Genomic DNA, 17,176 nt, shown 5'->3' with positions numbered 1-17,176 from the left:
GGAACTGGGGGCGATTCACACCTTGCGAATCGCAGAGCAGGGATTTGCATCGAGCAGGCCATGGTTAACGCTGTAATCGAGGATCTCGTTTATGCGTTGGCATAGGCGACGTACCGTCTCGAGTTTGCCATCAGCTTCAATGGGGCGAAGAATCTCAATGACCTTGGGGGCTCGGATCTGATGGATGGGCATAGAGCCGATGAATGGCAACACATACATCTCAAGGGAGCGCCAGGAGTCGGCGGCATAGGCCTCTGTCACATCATGGCGTTTAAGGTCCAGCCACTTAGCGGCCATGAATTCAAAGGTGTGGGCACTGACGTCTTGTTCTGCTTGAGCAATGGCTATTTGTTCTTGCTGGTGAAGTTGGGGGTCGATGCCATCGGCCAGTAGAGCACGAGCTTCTTGCCGGCGCTCTCGGGCTGCGGCCAAAGTCACATCGGGGTAGGGGCCAAAACCAATATTTGCTCGCTTTTTGTTACCCGGGCGATAGTAGTTAAAGATCCATAGCCTTGCGCCATTCGGTTTAACCCTCAAGTACAACCCGTCACCATCGCCTAGGTTGTACTCCTTGGCTTCCGGTTTAGCGACCCTCAGTTTTGAGTCGGTCAACTTGTCTTTACTCATGTTGTTACCCCCACCAGCAGTAACACCAAAAACGGTGTTACCAGAGTCTTGTTACTGCAGATGTTACTCTTTAGGCTGGATTTAGGCGAACGCCTTGGACTACTGCGGACAACAAAAAACCCGCAAAGCCTTACGCTGTGCGGGTTTCTGTACTTCTTCGTTCCCGGCCGGAACATTGTTTGGTGGAGCTGGGGGGATTTGAACCCCCGTCCAAAATTACTACATCCTCGGTACTACATGCTTAGTCACTCTTTACATTCGCCAACCCGCTGCGGAGAGACACGCCACGAATTGACTAGCTCGATTGGTTTTAATGCTTCCGCCCCGAGCAGGACTTCCACACGATCCTGTGAAGGATGACCTTCCGATTCCCTAGGACACAGGCAAGCTAGGGTAGAAGGGCTCTATGCAGGTTATTAAGCTGCTAGTGCGTAGTTTTCGTCGTTTGCGACTATTTTTTTGCGGTTTGTTAACGAGGCCTACCGCACCTCGGCATGCACCTTGGGTTTCGTGAATCTTGTCGAATCCAGAATCAGCCCCAAGTTGTCAAAAGCGATTGTACGCAAAAATCCTGTCATGGCAAGGCGTTGATAGCAATCGACCGGCCTTGGCCGGTCGATTGCTGGTTTATTGGACGCCGCGCAAGCGCTGGCGGCGCACAATCAGCCGCGATGCTTGTTCTTCATGATGCGGGCTTTCTCCCGATCCCATTCGCGGGCCTTGGTGTCTTCCCGCTTGTCGTGTTCTTTCTTGCCTTTTACCAGGCCGATCTCGACCTTGACCCAGCACTCTTTCCAGTAAAGTGCCAGCGGCACTATGGTGTAGCCCTGACGGGCAGTCAGGCTCTCCAGCTTGTCGAGCTCATGGCGGCTCAGCAGGAGTTTGCGGGTGCGAGTCGGGTCACACACCACGTGGCTGGAGGCGGCATTCAGTGGCAAGAAGGTGGAGCCGAACAGGAAGGCTTCGCCTTGCATGAAGATGACATAGGCTTCGCTGATATTGGCCTTGCCCGCCCGCAGGGATTTGACTTCCCACCCTTGCAGGGACAGACCGGCTTCCACACGTTCTTCGATGAAGTACTCGTGACGGGCGGTTCTGTTGAGTGCAATGGTGCTGGACCCGGCTTTGTTTTTACTGTTCTTTTTGCTCATGACGGGCGCCTTTGGCAATGATTAGGAAGGCGCATTATACGTGGGTGGCGGCGGCTGTAAAACGCGCAACCGCTCAAGTGGCGGCTTTGTGAGCAGTTTCGGCGGTGATTTTGGCCGGGAAGGTGATTTAGAGGTGGGCGGCGGCGGCGGTAAAACGCGCAACTGCTTGAGTGATGGCATTGTGAGCAGTTTCGGTGGCGATGTTGGCCGGGACGGTGATTTATAGGTGGGTGGCGGCGGTGGTAAAACGCGCAACCGCTTGAGTGACGGCATTGTGAGCAGTTTCGGCGGTGATTTTAGCTGACAAGGTGATAAAATCGGCCCGATTGGATGAGGAAAACCCATGCCCCGTATTACTCGCAGTGCCCTGGTGATGTTCAGTGCCGAACAAATGTTCCGGCTGGTCAATGATGTTCACGCTTATCCGGAGTTTCTGCCCGGTTGTGTCGGCAGCCGCGTTCACGAAACCGGCAATGACTACATGACGGCCTCGGTGGATGTGGCCAAGGCGGGAATTGCCAAGACGTTTACCACTCGCAACCAGCTCGATGCCAACCGGCAGATAAAAATGGAGCTGGTGGACGGCCCCTTCAGCAAACTGGCTGGCTGGTGGACCTTTACGCCGCTGGATGTGGATGCCTGCAAGGTCGAGTTCGACCTTGATTTCGAATTCACGTCCAAGTTGATCGAGCTGGCATTTGGCCAGATTTTCCGCGATCTGGTGGGTTCCATGGTGCTCGCTTTCTCCAACCGCGCCAAGGTGGTGTACGGTGTCTGATTTACTCAATATCGAGGTGGTGTATGCCCTGCCCGAGCGCCAGACGGTGCTGCGCATCCGGGTTGCCCCCGAGACAAGCGTGCTGGCTGCCATCGAGCAGTCCGGCATAGTGACCAAGCACCCGGAGATCGACCTGTCGGTCAACAAGTTCGGTATCTACAGCCGTCCGGTCAAGGGTTCCGAGTTGCTGCAGGATGGGGATCGCATCGAGATCTACCGTCCGCTCATTGCCGATCCGAAAGAGATGCGCAAGAAGCGGGCAGAGAAGGCCAAAGAAGAAGGGCGCGCCGATGTGGTGACTGGCGGCCGGCCCAATACCAACCGCAAGCGAGGGGATGCAGACTCGGCCTGATGCCGAGCGCTGTGATCACAAAAGGCGCCTGGGCGCCTTTTTGTTTTTTGCCGACCGTACTGCTGTCGGGTTGGCGAGTTCTTTAAATCGTCCCCGCCAGAGGGCGAAGAGGTTACGTGGCGAGCAGGCGTTCGTTTTCCACCACCTCGACGCCACTCTCCTGCTGGCCGAGCACTATCATGGCGTGGGCGACCTGTCTGGCGTCGATGGCGCGCCAGCGGCGCAGCTTGCCGATGAGCAGGGGACGCAGTAGCGGATAGAGTGCCTGAAAAAATTGCTCGGAACGGCGTGGCGGCTGGCGGTTGCCGAGCAGCATGGCGGGGCGGACTATGGCAAGCCGTTGCCAGGATTGTGCCAGCAAGGCCTGTTCCATCTGCCCCTTGGTGCGGGGATAGAGGGCCAGTGAGCGTGGGTTGGCTCCCAGACTCGAGACGACGATAAGGCGTTGACAGCCGTGGCGGCGAGCGAGCTTGGCAAAAGCCAGCACATAGTCGTGGTCGACCCGACGAAATGCGTCGTCAGAGCCTGCCTGCTTGCGGGTGGTGCCCAGGCAGCAGAAGGCGATATCGACAGGGGAGGGCAGGTCCAGATCCGCCAGTTGTTCGAAGTCGGCTGGCAGCCAGTGATGCCGGGGCTGGGGAGCACCCGCCTTGCGACAGAGCAGGGTCAGTGAGTGAGCGGGATCGACTTGGCGGACAAGGGCTGTGCCGATCAGTCCGCTGGCACCGGCAATCAGGATCTGGCTCATCAAGCACTCCTTGTGAACGAGATAAAACAAAACCGGCGCTGGGCCGGTTTTGTGAATGCGATCAGAGCGGGGTGTGGAAGGCCGCTGGTAACGGGAAGTCGCCGGTGACCGTGGCCAGCTTGTCGTTGGCGAAGGTCACGGTGAGCTCTTTGCGCTCTTTTTCGCCGCGACCTGGCTGGAATTCATAGAGGTAATACCAGGTGTTCGGGTCAAAGCCATCGCGCAACATGGCGGAGCCCAGCACGAACTCGACCTGTTCGCGGGTCATGCCCTGGCGCAGTTTGTCGACCTGTTTTTGTTCCACATAGTTGCCCTGGGGAATATCGATGCGATAGACCAAGCTGCAACCGGACAGGGTGAGGGCGGTCAGGGCCGCGGCAATCAGGTGTTTCATCCGCATATCGAGTTCAGATCATCCATTCAAGTCTTTTACGCTGGCCGAATCATACCTACTCCCTTGGCGGAAGTAAAAGCCATGGAAAAAATAGCCAGAGGGCGCCTGGCCCTCTGGCCGATGGGATCACTCCTCAACGGTGGGGATGGGACGGACCAGTCGCAGCATGACGCTGGATAATCCTATTCCGCCAACGTTGAAGGTTTCCCCGCTGCCGGCAAAGTTCAGAAAGTCGTATCCTTCCCCCCCCCGAGCTGTCTGAACCAAAGGCGATGTTGGTCAGTGCCCAAAGTTGTTGTTCAGCTGCGCGGCATGCAGTTTTGACATCATCGGGAGCCTCGATCCACTGTTCGGTTACCTTATCCCACTTGGACGCTGCGTCAGCACATAGGGTTTCTTTGTCTGCCGCTATCTGTGATTGGAGGGATGTCGAAGGGTAACCTTGTGCCGCATAAATGGCCGGCTGGCACTGGTTGTTGTAGAGGGTAAACAGTTCCTTGATGTCGGGGGCCCGCCAGGGTTGTGCGGGTGTACCAAGCCGGTCGTTGGCCTGTTTGATGACGCCCATCAAGGGATTGTCTTCAGCGTTGGCGCGGGTTGAAATAAACGCGGGTGTGCCTTGACAGCCGGTGCCATCGGTACTGGCGTGCTGACCATAGGGGCAATAGAGCCACTGCAGACCTGTGGCTCTGTCGTTGACCACGTTCAGCTTGCCCTCGGCCGTGTCGACCTGCTCACTGACGAAACGGTTGTGATCGTCCTGATAGCCAGGCAGACACTCGCGAGCCTGGCAGGTGACCGGCAACAGGGTGGCGATCAGCAATAGGGGGGGGAAATAGCGCTGCATCTTATTCTCCTGTGACCTTGAAGCCATCGCTGACCAGCATGACGTAATGGGGTTGATACTGGCGGGCGATACTGCCTCTGAGGTCAGAGCCTGGCCGTACCTTGTAGGCATCCGGCCCGCCATCATCCTGGCTCCAGGTGCCGATGGGGCGACTGACCGGCATCACATCCGAGGTCCAGAAGCCGTAGAAGATCCCCTCCAGCTCCTGCCATTTGCCATAGGTGTATTGCAAACCTGAATAGAGCGGGAAGTAGCGGGTATCGAGGGCAATGGGGTTATCCCGGGTCAGGGTCATGATGCCGTAGAACTCCTGCTGACTGGGGGCGCGCCAGTTATCCAGGCCGCACAGCTTGCTCTGATTGACCTGACGTTTCAGGTTGCAACGGCTTCTATCGCTGGCCAGGGTGCCACTTTGCGGGTCATAGCAGCTGCCGTTGAAGGCGTTGTCGCTCTGGATATCGTCATAGGCAAACAGGCTCTTGTCATCGTGCAGGGAGGATTCCCCATCCTTGTATTGCACCTTGGTTTCCCATACCAGTCCGCTCAAGGCATCAACCACGCAGGCGAAGGGCAACTGTTTGTAGGAGAGGTCTTGCCGTGGCAGGGGTTGTCCCTGGCTGTCCAGCTTGATGTAGCGAGCGCCAAGCACCCCATCCTGATTGCTGTTGACGGCCTGACCGCTCAGAGGATCGCAGCGATTGTCCAGATCCCGTCCCCGCTTGCCGTCATCGTCTCCCATGCTGTGGGTGATGCGGGTATCGGCCACATGCAACTGGCCCGTCCGATAGTGGAGGGGGGCGCTGATGGTGCCGCCTTCGCTCATCACTCTTATCTGGTAGTCCTGATAGCGAGGGAGACCCTTGAGGGTGATGCGAGTCTGCTGGCTGATGCCTTGCTGTTCGGCGTTTTCAATATGCTCAAACGGGGTTTTACCCCAGCCAATCCGGTACTGACTCGCCCCCTCCTGAGGTTGCCAGCCGAGGGTGACCCAGTGGCTGCCATCCTGATCACGGCCCTGGCCCAGAATAGCCAGGCCGATCACTTGATCTGACAACACCTCGCGCTGACAGACGGGGGAGAGGGGGCTGTTGGGGTAGGGGGTGACCCAGCTACCCGGTGTGCTGGTACCGGGATAGAGAAGTGCATCGCTTTCCGAGTTGCGGATCAGACCGGCCGCCGCCTTGATGATGTGGGAGATGTTCTTGTCTGGATTGGCATTCAACAGGGGGCCCAGCCCGCTATTGTCGGCGATGGCGGATTCCAGTTTGAACAGGTCCGGTATCTGATTGTTGCGGGACACGGTTGAATATTCATTGGCCATGTTGATCTCCAGCCAGCTCAGCAGTTGCTGGCGAAAATCAGTGCCCTCGATCAGGTTGACGGGCTGCTGCCAGAGCTCCCCCTCGGCCTGCAGGGCGACCATGGCTGCCAGCAGCTCAACCTGATGCCTCGGCAGTGCCTTGAGTTTTTGATCCAGCTCCGCCAGGGTCCAGGCTTGCCAGTCCAGGAAAGAGCCCATGCTGGCACTGAGTGTGGTTTTGAGCAGCAGGGCTTGCTGGGCCGTGCTGGTATAGCCCACTTGCAGGCGCGGGAATTCGCTGGCGGTGAGGATACCGTCCCGGTTGCCGTCCTGCTTGACCAGTTCGCACAGGGATCCGAGTACAGATCGCAACTCCACCTCGCTCTTCTCATCCTGTACCACCAGGGTGAGGGTGTCCTGCATCAGGTCGTCGCTGGTCTCGCTCTCGCCAGGCTGGCAAGTGGTGAAGGTATTGTTGAGGTCCGGCAGTGCGAGGGTGAGGCTGTACTGGTTGCCCTGTTTGACGGGCAGGCCGTCAAGCATATTGCCATCCGGTGCCCTTACAGGGAGTCGCTGTGGCCGTATTGGGCGTTCCAGTTTGAAGTAGTACTGGTTAAGGCCATCGTGATTGGGCTTGGCGCCTATCTCTACCATGACGGTCGGCTCACCAAGCCGCGAAGGGAATATTCCCTGCAGGGTCAGTTGTCGATGAGGGTAGAAGGTGGCGTGCAGCTGATAGGCCGGGGTGCGGGTGTCGAGGGCCGCCATGGCTTTGAACGCAGCCGCCAGCATGGTCTCCGTATCGACAGGCAGTGCCGTCCCTTGCTGGACGGCATAGTTCAACAGCCCTTCTCGCAGGTCAGCACCTGGCTGAACCTGCCGGTAGGCGACCAGGTGCTCGGCCAGCTGGGTAATCTCGCTGACCGGGAGGGGAATGTCGCCATCGAGTACCAGTTGTAGCAGTGCGGTCAGCTCGCGGGCCATGCCGTGATTGAGTTGTGGATCGCTGACCAACAGGGCAGTGACATCCTGCCTGCCTGCCTTCCCGTTTTTGCAGTGCCGTGGTGAGGCTCTGGTATGCCAGCAGCATGGGGGAGAGGTGCAGATGGGGTACCTCCTGCTCGGTGATGATGCCATCCCCATTCTGATCCTGCTTGAGCAGTTGCTCCAGCGAGGGCAGCTGACTGCTGAGGATAGGCGCACTCTGCTGACGGTTGCTGGTGGTCAACCTCAGTGGTTTATCCTGAGGCCACTGGCTCAACTTGAGTTTGAACCCAAAGCTGCCGTCGGCCAGGGCGCTCTGAGTCACGCACACCTTGTCAGCGCAGAGCTGGATATCGAATTGGGCTCCCTGCTCGTGTGTGATGGAGAGCGCCCCCGCCAGATCCAGGCTGGTCGGTTTAGTGGCGGGATCTGGTGCCTTGTCCGGTTGATCCGGCGGTGTAGGCGGGGTCACAGTTCCTGTGTTGCCTGTGTTGCCTGTGTTGCCTGTGTTGCCTGTGTTGCCTGTGTTGCCGCTTCCGCTGCTGCTCCCCGAACCCGTGCCGCTGCTGTTGTTCCCGGTGTTGTTGTCCGATGGCGGGGTCACGGGATCCGGGGGGGGAGGCGTGGTTTGACTGCTGCCGTTATTACCGCTGGTGTTGCCGTTGTTTCCTTCCTGATCCGGGGTACCCAGCTCGGCCTTGCATGCCAGCAAGGTTGCGCAGCAGAGGGCCAGGATCAGGGGTCGCGTTGTCCTGAACAAGATCGACTCCATTATTGTTGTATAGGTGAATAAGCTGCTGAACCAGTCTCTTCTTGCGAGTTGAACGATTAGTGCAGATTTTTTTGCTGTTAAAAGTGTCAAAAACGAAAATTCACTCTGCGAATTATTTCATTCAACGATAATGATATTGATTCTCGTTTGTGATCTCAATATCATGTTGTCGCTGTTTAATTTCAGGCATAAAAAACAGGGACAATAAAATGAAGATGCGAGTTTGGGATTACCTTGGGGACTATCTGAAGGATGACACAGGCGCCACGGCGATCGAATACGGCATTCTGGCGGCGGGGCTGGCGGCCGGGATCCTCGCCATCTTCGGCTCGGACGGGATCTTCATCACGGCCTTGAAGGAGAAGTTCACCGCCATAGTGGCGGGGTTGAACATGGATGCCGCGGGCAAGTGACAGCGCTCGGGCAGTGGCTGGCCATATTGATGGCGTGCTGGTGTCTGGTCAGCGACTTGTTTGAGCGGCGTATCCCCAACCTGGCTGTGCTGGTACTGGCACTCTGGGCGCTTTGGCTGCTGCCGTTCAATCCGCTTTCGCTGACCCTAGCCCTGCTGACACTGCTGCTGGGGCTGTTTGCCTATCACAGGGGCTGGTGCGGGGCCGGTGACAGCAAGTTGCTGGCGGTCTGCCTCTATGGTGCATCCGGACGCTGGCCCGAGTTACTGCTCTGGATGGCGCTCTCGGGTGGCGTGCTCAGCCTCGTATGCCTGGTTTACGCCCGTTTCCGGCCATCTCCCGAGCCCGTCACAGTGCCTTATGGATTCGCCATTTTGTGGGCGGCGAGTCTGACCACTCCTCTATTTATGTAGTCACACCTATGAAGAAACTCCTCTCTCTTATCGCTGCACTGCTGGTGCTGGCGGCGACGCTGGCTGCCTTCTGGCCGGTTGAACCGGCGCCGCAGAAGACAGTTCCACCGCGAGACCTGACATCGTAATCGACAGCTTCCGACAGGGTCGCCCAGGTGCTGGTGGCCGCCCATAGGGTACAGGCCGGCTCCTTTATCCATCCCGAGGATCTGGTCTGGCAAACTCTGCCCGCCGCCGAGGAGATGAATCTGCCGGGGCTCTTCCTGTTCGGTTTTACCGATACCAAGGCACTCAAGGGAAGTCTGGTCACCCGTACCCTGGAGTCGGGGCAGATTGTCTCGTCTGATGATCTGGTGCGCCCGGAGCAGAGCCACTATCTCTCCGCCATGATGGCGCCGGGGATGCGGGCTGTGACCCTGGCGCTGGGGCGGGAGGCGGCCAGCCATGGCCTGATCCGGCCCGGCAACCGGGTGGATGTGATCCTCACCAGCAAGCATACCCGTCAGCACAATGCGCAAGGGGCCGAGGTGACCAGCAACCAGTCGGCGGAGATCATTCTGACCGACATCAAGTTGTTGGCCATCGATGCTCAGGTGACCGATATCGCCGCGCTCAACGGCACTGCGGCGGCGCAGGACAACTTCGATCAAGTGGCTGTGACCTTCGAGCTGGCCCCGCGGGCGGCAGCCCGTCTGTTGCTGGCTCATCGATTGGGAGAGCTGGCACTGGTGCTGCGCTCGGCCCAGGGTGCCCCTGCGGGCAGCGAGGCTGTTGCCCCGCCGCAAGGGAGCCTGATATGGGCCGAGCAGGTGGCCAGTGGCCAGAATCCGAGGGCCATTCCGGGTCACGGAGTCCGGATCAGTTATGGCGACGGCAACGACCGTAACCGCCAACCTTAATCAACCCAGAAAGGACACGATGTTGCGAACACTCGCCATGGTGCCGTTATGGGCAGTGGCGGCAGAGAGCCTGACTCTCACCCCCGAGCAGTCCACCCTGCTCAATTTCGATGAACCCGTGCGGGATGCCTTCGTCGCCAACTCGGAGTTGGTGCGGGTACACAGCCCCTCCGATCAGCAATTGCTGATCTATGGTCGCAAGGTTGGCCGCACCGATCTGGTGGTCACCGCGCAGGATGGCCGCACCCTGGGTCACTACCGGGTGCAGGTGGTGGCGGATCTTGCCCCCCTCAAGCAGCTGGCCAGGCAGCACTTTCCCCAGAGCCGACTCACCTTCAGCGAGTCTGGCGGCGCCATAGTGGTGGCGGGGGAGGTAACCAGTCCGCTGCAAGCCCACGAGATCCTGGCCATGGTGGAGGCGTTCGCCAAAGGCATTCAGCCTCAGGGAGTCCCCTCTGGCCCAGTCGCCCCCGCTCAGCCTCAGAGCGGCAATCAGGATGAGGGGGCGGCGGTCGCCGGTGGTGGCAGCGGGCAATATGCGAACGTCATCAACCAGTTGCGTCTGGCGGGCTCGGATCAGATCAACATATCGGTGCGCATCGTCGAGATGCAGCGCACCACCAGTGAACAGCTGGGATTGCGCTGGAGCGCCATGGGGGAGTATTTGCAGTTGGGTGTCTCGCCTGGCAACCGTTTCCCCAAACCCGCCGAGCGGGGCAGTTGGGGCGGCAAGAAGGATGTGGTCTACATCAACGCCATCATAGATGCACTGGTGGAGAACAGCCTGGTCAATGTGCTGGCCGAGCCGAACCTGACGGCCAAATCCGGTGAGGCCGCCACCTTCATGTCCGGTGGCGAGTTCCCCTTCCCGGTGGGCAATGGGGATAACGGGCCCGAGATCGAATTCAAGAAGTTCGGCATCTCGCTGGAGCTGACTCCCACCTTGCTCGACAACAACCGCATCAGCCTGACGGTTTCACCCGAAGTGTCGACCCTGAGCCGCGAGAACAGCGTCTCCATCGCCGGGGTCGTGGTGCCGGGCATAGAAACCCGTCGCACCACCACCACCATAGAGCTGGCGGATGGCCAGAGCTTCGCCCTGGCGGGCCTGGTGCGTACCCATCGCAACCAGAGCAGCGAGGCCTTGCCCTTCCTCGGCGAGATCCCCGGGCTGGCCCCCTTCTTTGGCAGCAACAGCTTCAAGAACCAGGAGAGCGAGCTGGTGATCATCGCCACCGCCCGTCTGGTGCAGCCCACCAGCGATCCCCTCTCCCTGTCGACGCCGCTGGATCACTATCGAGCGCCGAGCCGGTTCGAGCGGCGGTTCTTCACCGACATGGGCTCAACCGAGCGACCTGGCGCGCAAGCGACTCGCCTGTTTGGCAACTACGGCTACAGCTATTGAGGGAAGTGACCATGTTAAGAGAGACACTGTTGCTGGCCCTGGCGTTACCGCTGATGGCCTGCACCACCCAACCCCCTGCCGCCTCCCTCAAGGATCAGCTGCAGTTCCGGGTTGCCCCATCGCAACTGCAACAACAGCTGCAACGGCAACTGCCCCCGCTGGCCAACCGGCTGGAGGCCGGATCCCTGCACCTGACGATCACGGGCCCGCAACCCGGGAGCCGGGAGCCAACTCCGGAAGCACTGCGCCAGCAGTTGGCCCAGTGGCTGGCGCTGGAGACCCGCCTCACCTTCATCCCGGCGACCCGGCAAGCGTATGAGGTCGAGCTTGACGCCACCTTGCAATCCGACACCTGCCGCTATGCCAGAGGCGTATCTTTGGCATCTCCCGGCGCTTGTCTGGTACTGCGCAACCAGTATCGCGCCCAGAGTCATGGGGAGCACTGGGCCCGCGGCGCCCGCTATGACGGCAGTGGCAGCGCCCTCGATGCCGGTGCCGTGCAGCGCCTCTATCAGGGCAAGGCCAAGTCGGCCAAGAAACAGCAGACGACAGGGGAGTAGTGCATGAATGAACAAGCCAAACAACTGGTGGCTGTCACCCGCCAGCCTGCCCTGAATGCCGGGGTCGGCCTGGTGCTGGCCCAGCTGGCCGAGGTCGAAGCCCGACAGATCCCGGGCTCCCTGGCCGAGGCCAGGGCCCACTGCCTGGCGCAAGGGGCCCCCGATATCCTGCTGGTGGAGGTGGAAAACCCACAGACGCTGGCGGCCGATCTGGCCGCCCTTGCCGAGTGCTGCCCGCCCCAGATGCGGCTGGTCCTGCTGGGGGAGAGGGGGGACGTGACCCTGTTCCGCTGGCTTATTTCGGTGGGGGTGGATGATTACTATCCGGCGCCGCTGGATCCCGATGCCCTGCGTACCGGCCTGCTGCGTCTGCTGGGGGTGCCGCTGGTGACCTCACTGCGCAAGGGGCGGGTGATCTGCGTGGTCGGCGCCGCCGGTGGCGTGGGCACCAGCACAGTGGCTGCCAATCTGGCCATGGCGCTGGCCGACCAGCATCACCGTCAGGTTGCGTTGCTGGATCTCAACCTTCATCACAGCCGTCACCCTATTTTGCTGGGCAGCGACTATGCCCCGCCCGGTGAACAGTGGTGGCAAGCTACCGATCGACTCGATGGCACCCTGCTGGCCCACACCGCCCATCAGCTTGGGCCAAGGCTCTTCCTCTTCTATGACGAGGGGCAGGAGCTGGTGCTCGGTGCCGAGCAACTGGTGGCGGCGGTCAATGTGATGGCTGAGCACTACAGCACCCTCATTATCGATGTGCCGGATCTGCGCACCCATGGGCTGCGTGCCTTGCTGCAAGAGGCGGACGTAGTGCTCTGGCTGCACGATTTCAGTCTGGGGGCACTGCGGCTGCTGGGGCAATGCCCGCAAGGCGGGCAGGCCCAACGCCGCTTGCTGGTGGGCAACCACTGCCGTGGCAAGGAGGGGCGGGTGCCGGCGCAGGAATTGGAGCGCGTCTGTGGTCAGCCCCACGCCGCCGTGCTGCCCTATGATCACGGCGTCTTTGTGCGCGCCGAGCGTGCCGGGCAGCCGCTCATCCAGCAAAAGAGCAAACTGGCTCGCGCCCTGACCTTGCTGGCGGGTGAGCTGGTGGGGGCTCAGGTCACAGGACGAGGGCGGCGCTGATGTTCGGACAAGCCAACAGCCGACTGCCGTCGGTGCCAGGGGCACTGCTCACCCTGTCTGATGCCGCTCGGGAGGCCTTCTACGAGCTGGTGGAGCCCTCGGTGGCCGCCACCTTGCCGCGTGATGCGCTGCTGGAGCGGGTCACCCGTGCCCTCGCGCAGCTCTCGACCCGCCGCATGTTGCCCTATAACCGTCAGGAGCTGACCCTGCTTGCCCGTCAGCTGGTGGACGAGATGGTGGGCGTTGGGCCGCTGCAACCCCTGCTCGATGACCCCGAAGTCTCGGACATTCTGGTCAATGGCCCGGACAAGGTCTATGTGGAGCGGCACGGCAAGTTGACCCTCTCCGGGGTGCGCTTTCGCGACCGCCAGCATGTGTTCAACGTGGCGCAGCGGATCGTCAATGCGGTGGGGCGGCGGGTGGATGAGTCCACTCCCATGGTGGATGCCCGACTGGCCGATGGCAGCCGGGTCAACGTCATTGCGCCGCCTGTCGCCCTGTGTGGTACCACCATCTCCATCCGCAAATTCCCGAGTAGCCGCCTGACCCTGACCCATCTGGTGGAGAAGGGGGCCCTGTCCGATGCCATGGCCCGCTTTTTGGGGCTGGCGGCGCGCAGCCGCTTCAACTTGCTCATCTCGGGGGGAACGGGGTCGGGCAAGACCACCTTGCTCAACGCCCTGAGCAAGCACATCAACGACGACGAGCGGATCATCACCATAGAGGATGCCGCCGAGCTTTCCCTCGATCAGCCCCATTGGGTGCCGCTGGAGACCCGCAACGAGAGTGCCGAGGGCAAGGGAGAGGTGAGCGTACGCGCCCTGGTGCGCAACGCCCTGCGGATGCGGCCGGATCGCATCATTCTGGGGGAGGTGCGCGGCGCCGAGGCGTTCGACATGTTGCAGGCGATGAACACAGGCCATGACGGCTCCCTCTGCACTCTGCACGCCAACACCCCTGAAGATGCCCTGTTGCGGCTGACCAATATGTTGCAAATGGGGGCTGAACGGCTCTCCGAGCAGATCATCCAGGCCCAGATCGCCAGCGCCGTGGATCTGGTGGTGCAACTGGAGCGGATGCGGGACGGTCAACGCCGGATCACCGCCATCAGTGAAGTTACCTCGCTGGAAGGGAGCCAGATCAGGATGCAGCCGCTGTTTCGCTTCGTGCTGGGATCCGAGCTGCACGGCAAGCTGCAGGGGCGTTTTATCGCCCATCCCCTCTCGGCCGGAGTCGAGGAGAAAGCCCGTCAGGCGGGTTTGCTGACCGAACTGCATGACTGCATGGCGGGTGCCGGGGAGCCGGTGTCATGAGCACGCTCATTCTGGTGTGTCTGGGCTGGGGACTGGCCTGCTTGCTGCTCTGGCAATGGCAGAGCCGACGCGAAGCCTGGCAGCAGCAGTGCCAACGCTATGGCTAACCTGCTCAACACAAGGGGGCACGGCCTCTGCCCTACTGGTATCAGCAGATGGTGACCATGGTGGGCCAGGATCAGCTGACCCGCTGGACCTGGCAGGGCCCGGCGGGGGCGGCCCTTGCCTGCGTCTTGCTGGTAGCCAATGGCATGCCGTTCTGGCTGGCACTGCTGCTGGCGGTGGGCGGGGCGCTTTCCCTCGGGCTGGTGGTCTATCAGCAGCTGCAACAGCGGGCGCTGGAGCGGTTTCGTGCCCAGTTGCCCGAGGTGATTGACGGCATGATACGGGCGCTGCGGGTCGGGGCGCCATTGGCGGATATCTTCAAGCTGGTGGCCTGTCAGCAGCACGGCCTGATGGCCCGGTTGTTTGGTCAGATGCACGACGAGTTGCAGGTAGGCCAACCGGTGGCGCAGGTGATGCAGCAGGCGGCGAGCCGGGTCGCGGTGGCCGAGTTTCAGTTTCTGACCATAGTGCTCAGCCTGCAACAGGAAACGGGCGGCCGCCTCTCGGAGGTGCTGGCGCAACTGGTGGAGACACTGCGTGCCCGCCAGACCTTGGCGGCCAGCATCCAGACCATCACGGCCGAGAGTCGCAATGCCGCCAAGGTGCTGGCCGCGCTCCCCGTCATCATCTTGCTGGTGCTGTTCACGACCGGGCGGGAGCACTTCACCTACCTGATGACCACGGCCAGCGGCCAGTGGGTATTGGGATATGTCTCCATCAGCGTGGCGGTCGGGCTCTGGCTTATCCGTCGCCTCACCCGTCTGCAGGGGTAGCCCATGACTGTCATGCAACTTTTCGGATTGGCGCTGGCCTGTCTCGCGTCGGCGGCGGTCGTTGGCTGGCGCGGTTACCAGCAACAACAGCAGTGGCAGGCCCAGAGCCACCGCTATGGCCCTGTCCGTCAGCGCAGGGATGCGGCGCGGGACTGGCTGGCCTGGTGCGGTCGCGGTTACCCGGTCGGCGCCCGGGAGCAGGCCCGCTTGCAGCAACTGCTGGCGCAGGCGGGGATCTTCTCCCGCCATGGCTTTGACCGGCTCAGGGCGGCCAAGTTATTGGGTGGGCTGGGAGGGGCACTGGCGGCCTTGCTGTGGCGTCTGCTGGCGGCACCCGCCGACGGTTTCACCCTGATGTGGGTGCTGGTGGCCTATGTGGTGGGGGCCGGTGTGCCCGAGCGCTGGCTGCAGTGGCGTGCCCGCAAGGTAAAGAGTGCGCAGCAGAAGGTGGTGCCCGATGCCATCGACCTGCTGGTGATCAGTGTCGAGGCCGGGCTGGCGCTGGATCGGGCGCTGCTGCGGGTGGGCCACTATCTGGGAGCGCTGGAGCCGGGCCTGGCCCGCCAGTTCCTGCGCACCCATGCGGAGATCCAGATGCGCGGCGATCAGGCAAGTTGTCTGGCGCGGCTCGCCTGGCGCACCGGTTTGCCCGAGCTGGACAGGCTCGCCAACACCTTGCAGATGGCCCAGCAGTACGGGTCGCCACTGGCCGAGACAATGCGCACCATCAGTCAGGAAGCCCGCCAGATGCGGCGGCTGGCGCTGGAGGAGCAGGCAGGTTCCTTGCCGGGCAAGATCACCCTCATCCAGATGGCGCTCATCATGCTGCCCATGCTGGTGCTGATCATTGCTCCCACCCTCAATTTGTTGATCAACAGCCTGCGCTGAGCAGGCCACAGGATTTGAAATGCGATCACGACTTCATTGTGTGTTGCTGCTGGCCCTGCTCGGGCTGGCAGCGTGCAGCAACCACGGCAATACCCGCCAACAAAGCCAGAGCAATGGCATGGCGGTGGCCAAGGCGGCGTTCGATTCTGCCCAGTATGACAAGGCAGAACGGCTCTATCAGGCCTTGCTGGCTGACGATGCCACCCTGGAGGAGGCGCAGTTGATGCTGGCCCGTACCCGTTATCAGCAAGACAAGAAGCAGGCGGCGCGTGATGGCTTGCAGCAGTTGCTGGACAAGGGGGGCAAGCAGGGGGCTCAGGCCGCTCACTATCTTGGCAAGTTTCTGCTGGATGATGGTCTGAGCGGCGAGGCTGCACTGGCCTATCAGCAGGGACTGGCACTGGCCGGACTGAACCGGGACGAGCGCGCGCGACTCAGCAATGGCCTGGGGGTGGCCAGCTTGCAGCAGGGGGCCTTTGGCAAGGGACGCCAGCAGTTTGAAGTGGCGGTGGCGGCGGCCCCCGACGAACCGGATTATCGTGCCAACCTGGCGCTGGGCTGGCTGATGGAGGGCAACAAGGTGGCTGCCCGTCAGGCATTCGAGCCGCTGCTGCACTACCAGAACCTGCCCCCCAGGGTGGAGATGAATTATGTCCTGCTGCTGCTGGCGGAGGGCAATGAACCCCAGGCTCGCCTCATACTGTCTGTCGCGTTTTCTTAGCGCCAGCCAGCTGGAGCACGACATCAGGCTGCTCAAGGCGCAACTGGGGCGGGGGACGGGGGCATGAGACGCGAGCTCGGTGTGGCCAGCATAGAGCTGGTGATCATCTTGCCGCTGCTGCTGGCACTGCTGTTGCTGGTGGTGGATGTGCTGCGGGTGCATCTGCAATACAGCACTCTGGAGCATGGCTTGCGATCCGTGCTCCGTGAGCTGCAGGCCGAATCAGCGGCGGGGCGGATCCCGTCGGCTGACGGGATCCGCCTTCGCTTGCAACAACGGGGGCGAGGGGAGCTGGACGGCGTGACGGTGAGCGTCATCCCCCATGTGTCGCTGGAGGTCATGCTGGGCCAGGAGGAGGGGAGCCCGGATCCTGCCAGCGAGATCCGCCTGCCTGCGGATCCCGTGCTGGAGGTGACGGCCAGGGTCCGTCCCCGTCTACAGCTCACCCCGAGCTGGCTGATTGACGATCGCGAGCTCAGCTATCAGAGCACCCTCTTGCTGCTCACAGACCGGCTACCGGCCGGAGGGGCAGGATGAGCCGCTGCTCCTGTCGCCACCGGCTCCTGGGGTCGGGCCCTGCCGCCATGGGGGGGGGGGGGGGGGGG

16 protein-coding genes, 1 other RNA gene and 3 pseudogenes are annotated in these 17,176 nt (G+C 61.3%); 13 read left to right on the top strand and 7 right to left on the bottom strand.

What is annotated here, in order from left to right; translation table 11 throughout:
- Window positions 1-18 precede the first annotated feature (18 nt).
- From AXW79_RS14200 to smpB, 3 genes and pseudogenes are all read right to left on the bottom strand, one after another.
- Window positions 19-627 (bottom strand): annotated as a pseudogene (locus AXW79_RS14200) (integrase arm-type DNA-binding domain-containing protein); the annotation flags it as partial.
- 180 nt (window positions 628-807) lie between these two features.
- Window positions 808-1,167, bottom strand: a transfer-messenger RNA (tmRNA) gene (gene ssrA / locus AXW79_RS14195).
- Window positions 1,168-1,289: 122 nt separating this feature from the next.
- Window positions 1,290-1,778 carry an SsrA-binding protein SmpB gene (gene smpB / locus AXW79_RS14190; protein ID WP_005312834.1) on the bottom strand — a complete coding sequence of 163 codons (489 nt, stop codon included), beginning with the start codon at window positions 1,776-1,778 and terminating at the stop codon, window positions 1,290-1,292.
- A gap of 343 nt (window positions 1,779-2,121) precedes the next feature.
- Between smpB and AXW79_RS14185 the strand changes: the two genes are divergently transcribed.
- Window positions 2,122-2,556: an SRPBCC family protein gene (locus AXW79_RS14185; protein ID WP_005312837.1), complete on the top strand. Its 435-nt coding sequence runs from the start codon at window positions 2,122-2,124 to the stop codon at window positions 2,554-2,556.
- Window positions 2,549-2,908, top strand: a complete 360-nt coding sequence (locus AXW79_RS14180) for an RnfH family protein (protein ID WP_005312840.1) — start codon at window positions 2,549-2,551, stop codon at window positions 2,906-2,908. The genes AXW79_RS14185 and AXW79_RS14180 overlap by 8 nt, the downstream gene beginning before the upstream one ends.
- A gap of 112 nt (window positions 2,909-3,020) precedes the next feature.
- Here the strand turns inward: AXW79_RS14180 and AXW79_RS14175 are convergent, their stop codons facing one another.
- The 4 genes from AXW79_RS14175 to AXW79_RS24060 form a co-directional block, all read right to left on the bottom strand.
- On the bottom strand, window positions 3,021-3,656 hold the full coding sequence (locus AXW79_RS14175) for an NAD(P)H-binding protein (protein WP_005312843.1): 636 nt from the start codon (window positions 3,654-3,656) through the stop codon (window positions 3,021-3,023).
- Window positions 3,657-3,717: 61 nt separating this feature from the next.
- A complete protein-coding gene (locus AXW79_RS14170; RefSeq protein WP_011898937.1) occupies window positions 3,718-4,056 on the bottom strand; it encodes an outer membrane protein assembly factor BamE in 339 nt (112 codons plus the stop codon).
- A gap of 127 nt (window positions 4,057-4,183) precedes the next feature.
- Window positions 4,184-4,897, bottom strand: a complete 714-nt coding sequence (locus AXW79_RS14165) for a DUF1566 domain-containing protein (RefSeq protein ID WP_005312849.1) — start codon at window positions 4,895-4,897, stop codon at window positions 4,184-4,186.
- Between the two features lies 1 nt (window position 4,898).
- A complete protein-coding gene (locus AXW79_RS24060; protein ID WP_331200020.1) occupies window positions 4,899-7,211 on the bottom strand; it encodes a DUF1566 domain-containing protein in 2,313 nt (770 codons plus the stop codon).
- Between the two features lie 951 nt (window positions 7,212-8,162).
- Here AXW79_RS24060 and AXW79_RS14155 point away from each other — a divergent pair.
- The 11 genes and pseudogenes from AXW79_RS14155 to AXW79_RS14105 all read left to right on the top strand — a co-directional run bounded on the left by AXW79_RS14155 (window position 8,163) and on the right by AXW79_RS14105 (window position 17,108).
- Window positions 8,163-8,366 (top strand): Flp family type IVb pilin, encoded by a 204-nt coding sequence (locus AXW79_RS14155; protein WP_005312855.1) that lies wholly within the window; start codon window positions 8,163-8,165, stop codon window positions 8,364-8,366.
- Window positions 8,363-8,779 carry a prepilin peptidase gene (locus AXW79_RS14150; protein WP_005312858.1) on the top strand — a complete coding sequence of 139 codons (417 nt, stop codon included), beginning with the start codon at window positions 8,363-8,365 and terminating at the stop codon, window positions 8,777-8,779. The genes AXW79_RS14155 and AXW79_RS14150 overlap by 4 nt, the downstream gene beginning before the upstream one ends.
- 155 nt (window positions 8,780-8,934) lie before the next feature.
- The gene (gene cpaB, locus AXW79_RS14145; RefSeq protein ID WP_005312861.1) at window positions 8,935-9,678 is read left to right on the top strand and encodes a Flp pilus assembly protein CpaB; all 744 of its coding nucleotides are present in this window, start codon (window positions 8,935-8,937) and stop codon (window positions 9,676-9,678) included.
- Between the two features lie 19 nt (window positions 9,679-9,697).
- Window positions 9,698-11,083 (top strand): type 4 pilus assembly secretin FlpC, encoded by a 1,386-nt coding sequence (gene flpC / locus AXW79_RS14140; protein WP_011898936.1) that lies wholly within the window; start codon window positions 9,698-9,700, stop codon window positions 11,081-11,083.
- Between the two features lie 11 nt (window positions 11,084-11,094).
- Window positions 11,095-11,643, top strand: a complete 549-nt coding sequence (locus tag AXW79_RS14135; RefSeq protein ID WP_005312867.1) for a hypothetical protein — start codon at window positions 11,095-11,097, stop codon at window positions 11,641-11,643.
- A 3-nt stretch (window positions 11,644-11,646) separates the two neighbouring features.
- Entirely contained in the window at window positions 11,647-12,771 is a 1,125-nt protein-coding gene (locus AXW79_RS14130; protein WP_005312870.1) for an AAA family ATPase, read from the top strand.
- Window positions 12,771-14,084, top strand: a complete 1,314-nt coding sequence (locus AXW79_RS14125) for a CpaF family protein (protein ID WP_005312873.1) — start codon at window positions 12,771-12,773, stop codon at window positions 14,082-14,084. Before AXW79_RS14130 ends, AXW79_RS14125 begins: the two co-directional genes overlap by 1 nt.
- Window positions 14,081-14,962, top strand: a pseudogene (locus AXW79_RS14120) (type II secretion system F family protein). Before AXW79_RS14125 ends, AXW79_RS14120 begins: the two are co-directional and overlap by 4 nt.
- Before the next feature lie 3 nt (window positions 14,963-14,965).
- Window positions 14,966-15,850, top strand: coding sequence for a type II secretion system F family protein (locus AXW79_RS14115; protein WP_005312882.1), 885 nt, complete (start codon window positions 14,966-14,968; stop codon window positions 15,848-15,850).
- Window positions 15,851-15,869: 19 nt separating this feature from the next.
- Window positions 15,870-16,638 (top strand): annotated as a pseudogene (locus AXW79_RS14110) (tetratricopeptide repeat protein).
- A complete protein-coding gene (locus AXW79_RS14105; protein ID WP_005312887.1) occupies window positions 16,635-17,108 on the top strand; it encodes a TadE/TadG family type IV pilus assembly protein in 474 nt (157 codons plus the stop codon). Before AXW79_RS14110 ends, AXW79_RS14105 begins: the two are co-directional and overlap by 4 nt.
- The last annotated feature ends 68 nt before the right edge of the window (window positions 17,109-17,176 follow it).

Source organism: Aeromonas salmonicida subsp. salmonicida (genome assembly GCF_001643305.1).
Classification (GTDB): Bacteria; Pseudomonadota; Gammaproteobacteria; order Enterobacterales; family Aeromonadaceae; genus Aeromonas; species Aeromonas salmonicida.
Note: the sequence above shows the minus strand (reverse complement) of the source record. Positions and strands in the feature narration are given on the sequence as shown.

What these genes read in the sequence shown, in the direction of transcription:
- smpB (WP_005312834.1), bottom strand. Translation starts at nt 1,778, where the DNA reads ATGAGCAAAAAGAACAGTAAAAACAAAGCCGGGTCCAGCACCATTGCA.
- AXW79_RS14185 (WP_005312837.1), top strand. Translation starts at nt 2,122, where the DNA reads ATGCCCCGTATTACTCGCAGTGCCCTGGTGATGTTCAGTGCCGAACAA.
- AXW79_RS14175 (WP_005312843.1), bottom strand. Translation starts at nt 3,656, where the DNA reads ATGAGCCAGATCCTGATTGCCGGTGCCAGCGGACTGATCGGCACAGCC.
- AXW79_RS14170 (WP_011898937.1), bottom strand. Translation starts at nt 4,056, where the DNA reads ATGCGGATGAAACACCTGATTGCCGCGGCCCTGACCGCCCTCACCCTG.
- AXW79_RS14165 (WP_005312849.1), bottom strand. Translation starts at nt 4,897, where the DNA reads ATGCAGCGCTATTTCCCCCCCCTATTGCTGATCGCCACCCTGTTGCCG.
- AXW79_RS14155 (WP_005312855.1), top strand. Translation starts at nt 8,163, where the DNA reads ATGAAGATGCGAGTTTGGGATTACCTTGGGGACTATCTGAAGGATGAC.
- flpC (WP_011898936.1), top strand. Translation starts at nt 9,698, where the DNA reads ATGTTGCGAACACTCGCCATGGTGCCGTTATGGGCAGTGGCGGCAGAG.
- AXW79_RS14135 (WP_005312867.1), top strand. Translation starts at nt 11,095, where the DNA reads ATGTTAAGAGAGACACTGTTGCTGGCCCTGGCGTTACCGCTGATGGCC.
- AXW79_RS14130 (WP_005312870.1), top strand. Translation starts at nt 11,647, where the DNA reads ATGAATGAACAAGCCAAACAACTGGTGGCTGTCACCCGCCAGCCTGCC.
- AXW79_RS14125 (WP_005312873.1), top strand. Translation starts at nt 12,771, where the DNA reads ATGTTCGGACAAGCCAACAGCCGACTGCCGTCGGTGCCAGGGGCACTG.
- AXW79_RS14115 (WP_005312882.1), top strand. Translation starts at nt 14,966, where the DNA reads ATGACTGTCATGCAACTTTTCGGATTGGCGCTGGCCTGTCTCGCGTCG.
- AXW79_RS14105 (WP_005312887.1), top strand. Translation starts at nt 16,635, where the DNA reads ATGAGACGCGAGCTCGGTGTGGCCAGCATAGAGCTGGTGATCATCTTG.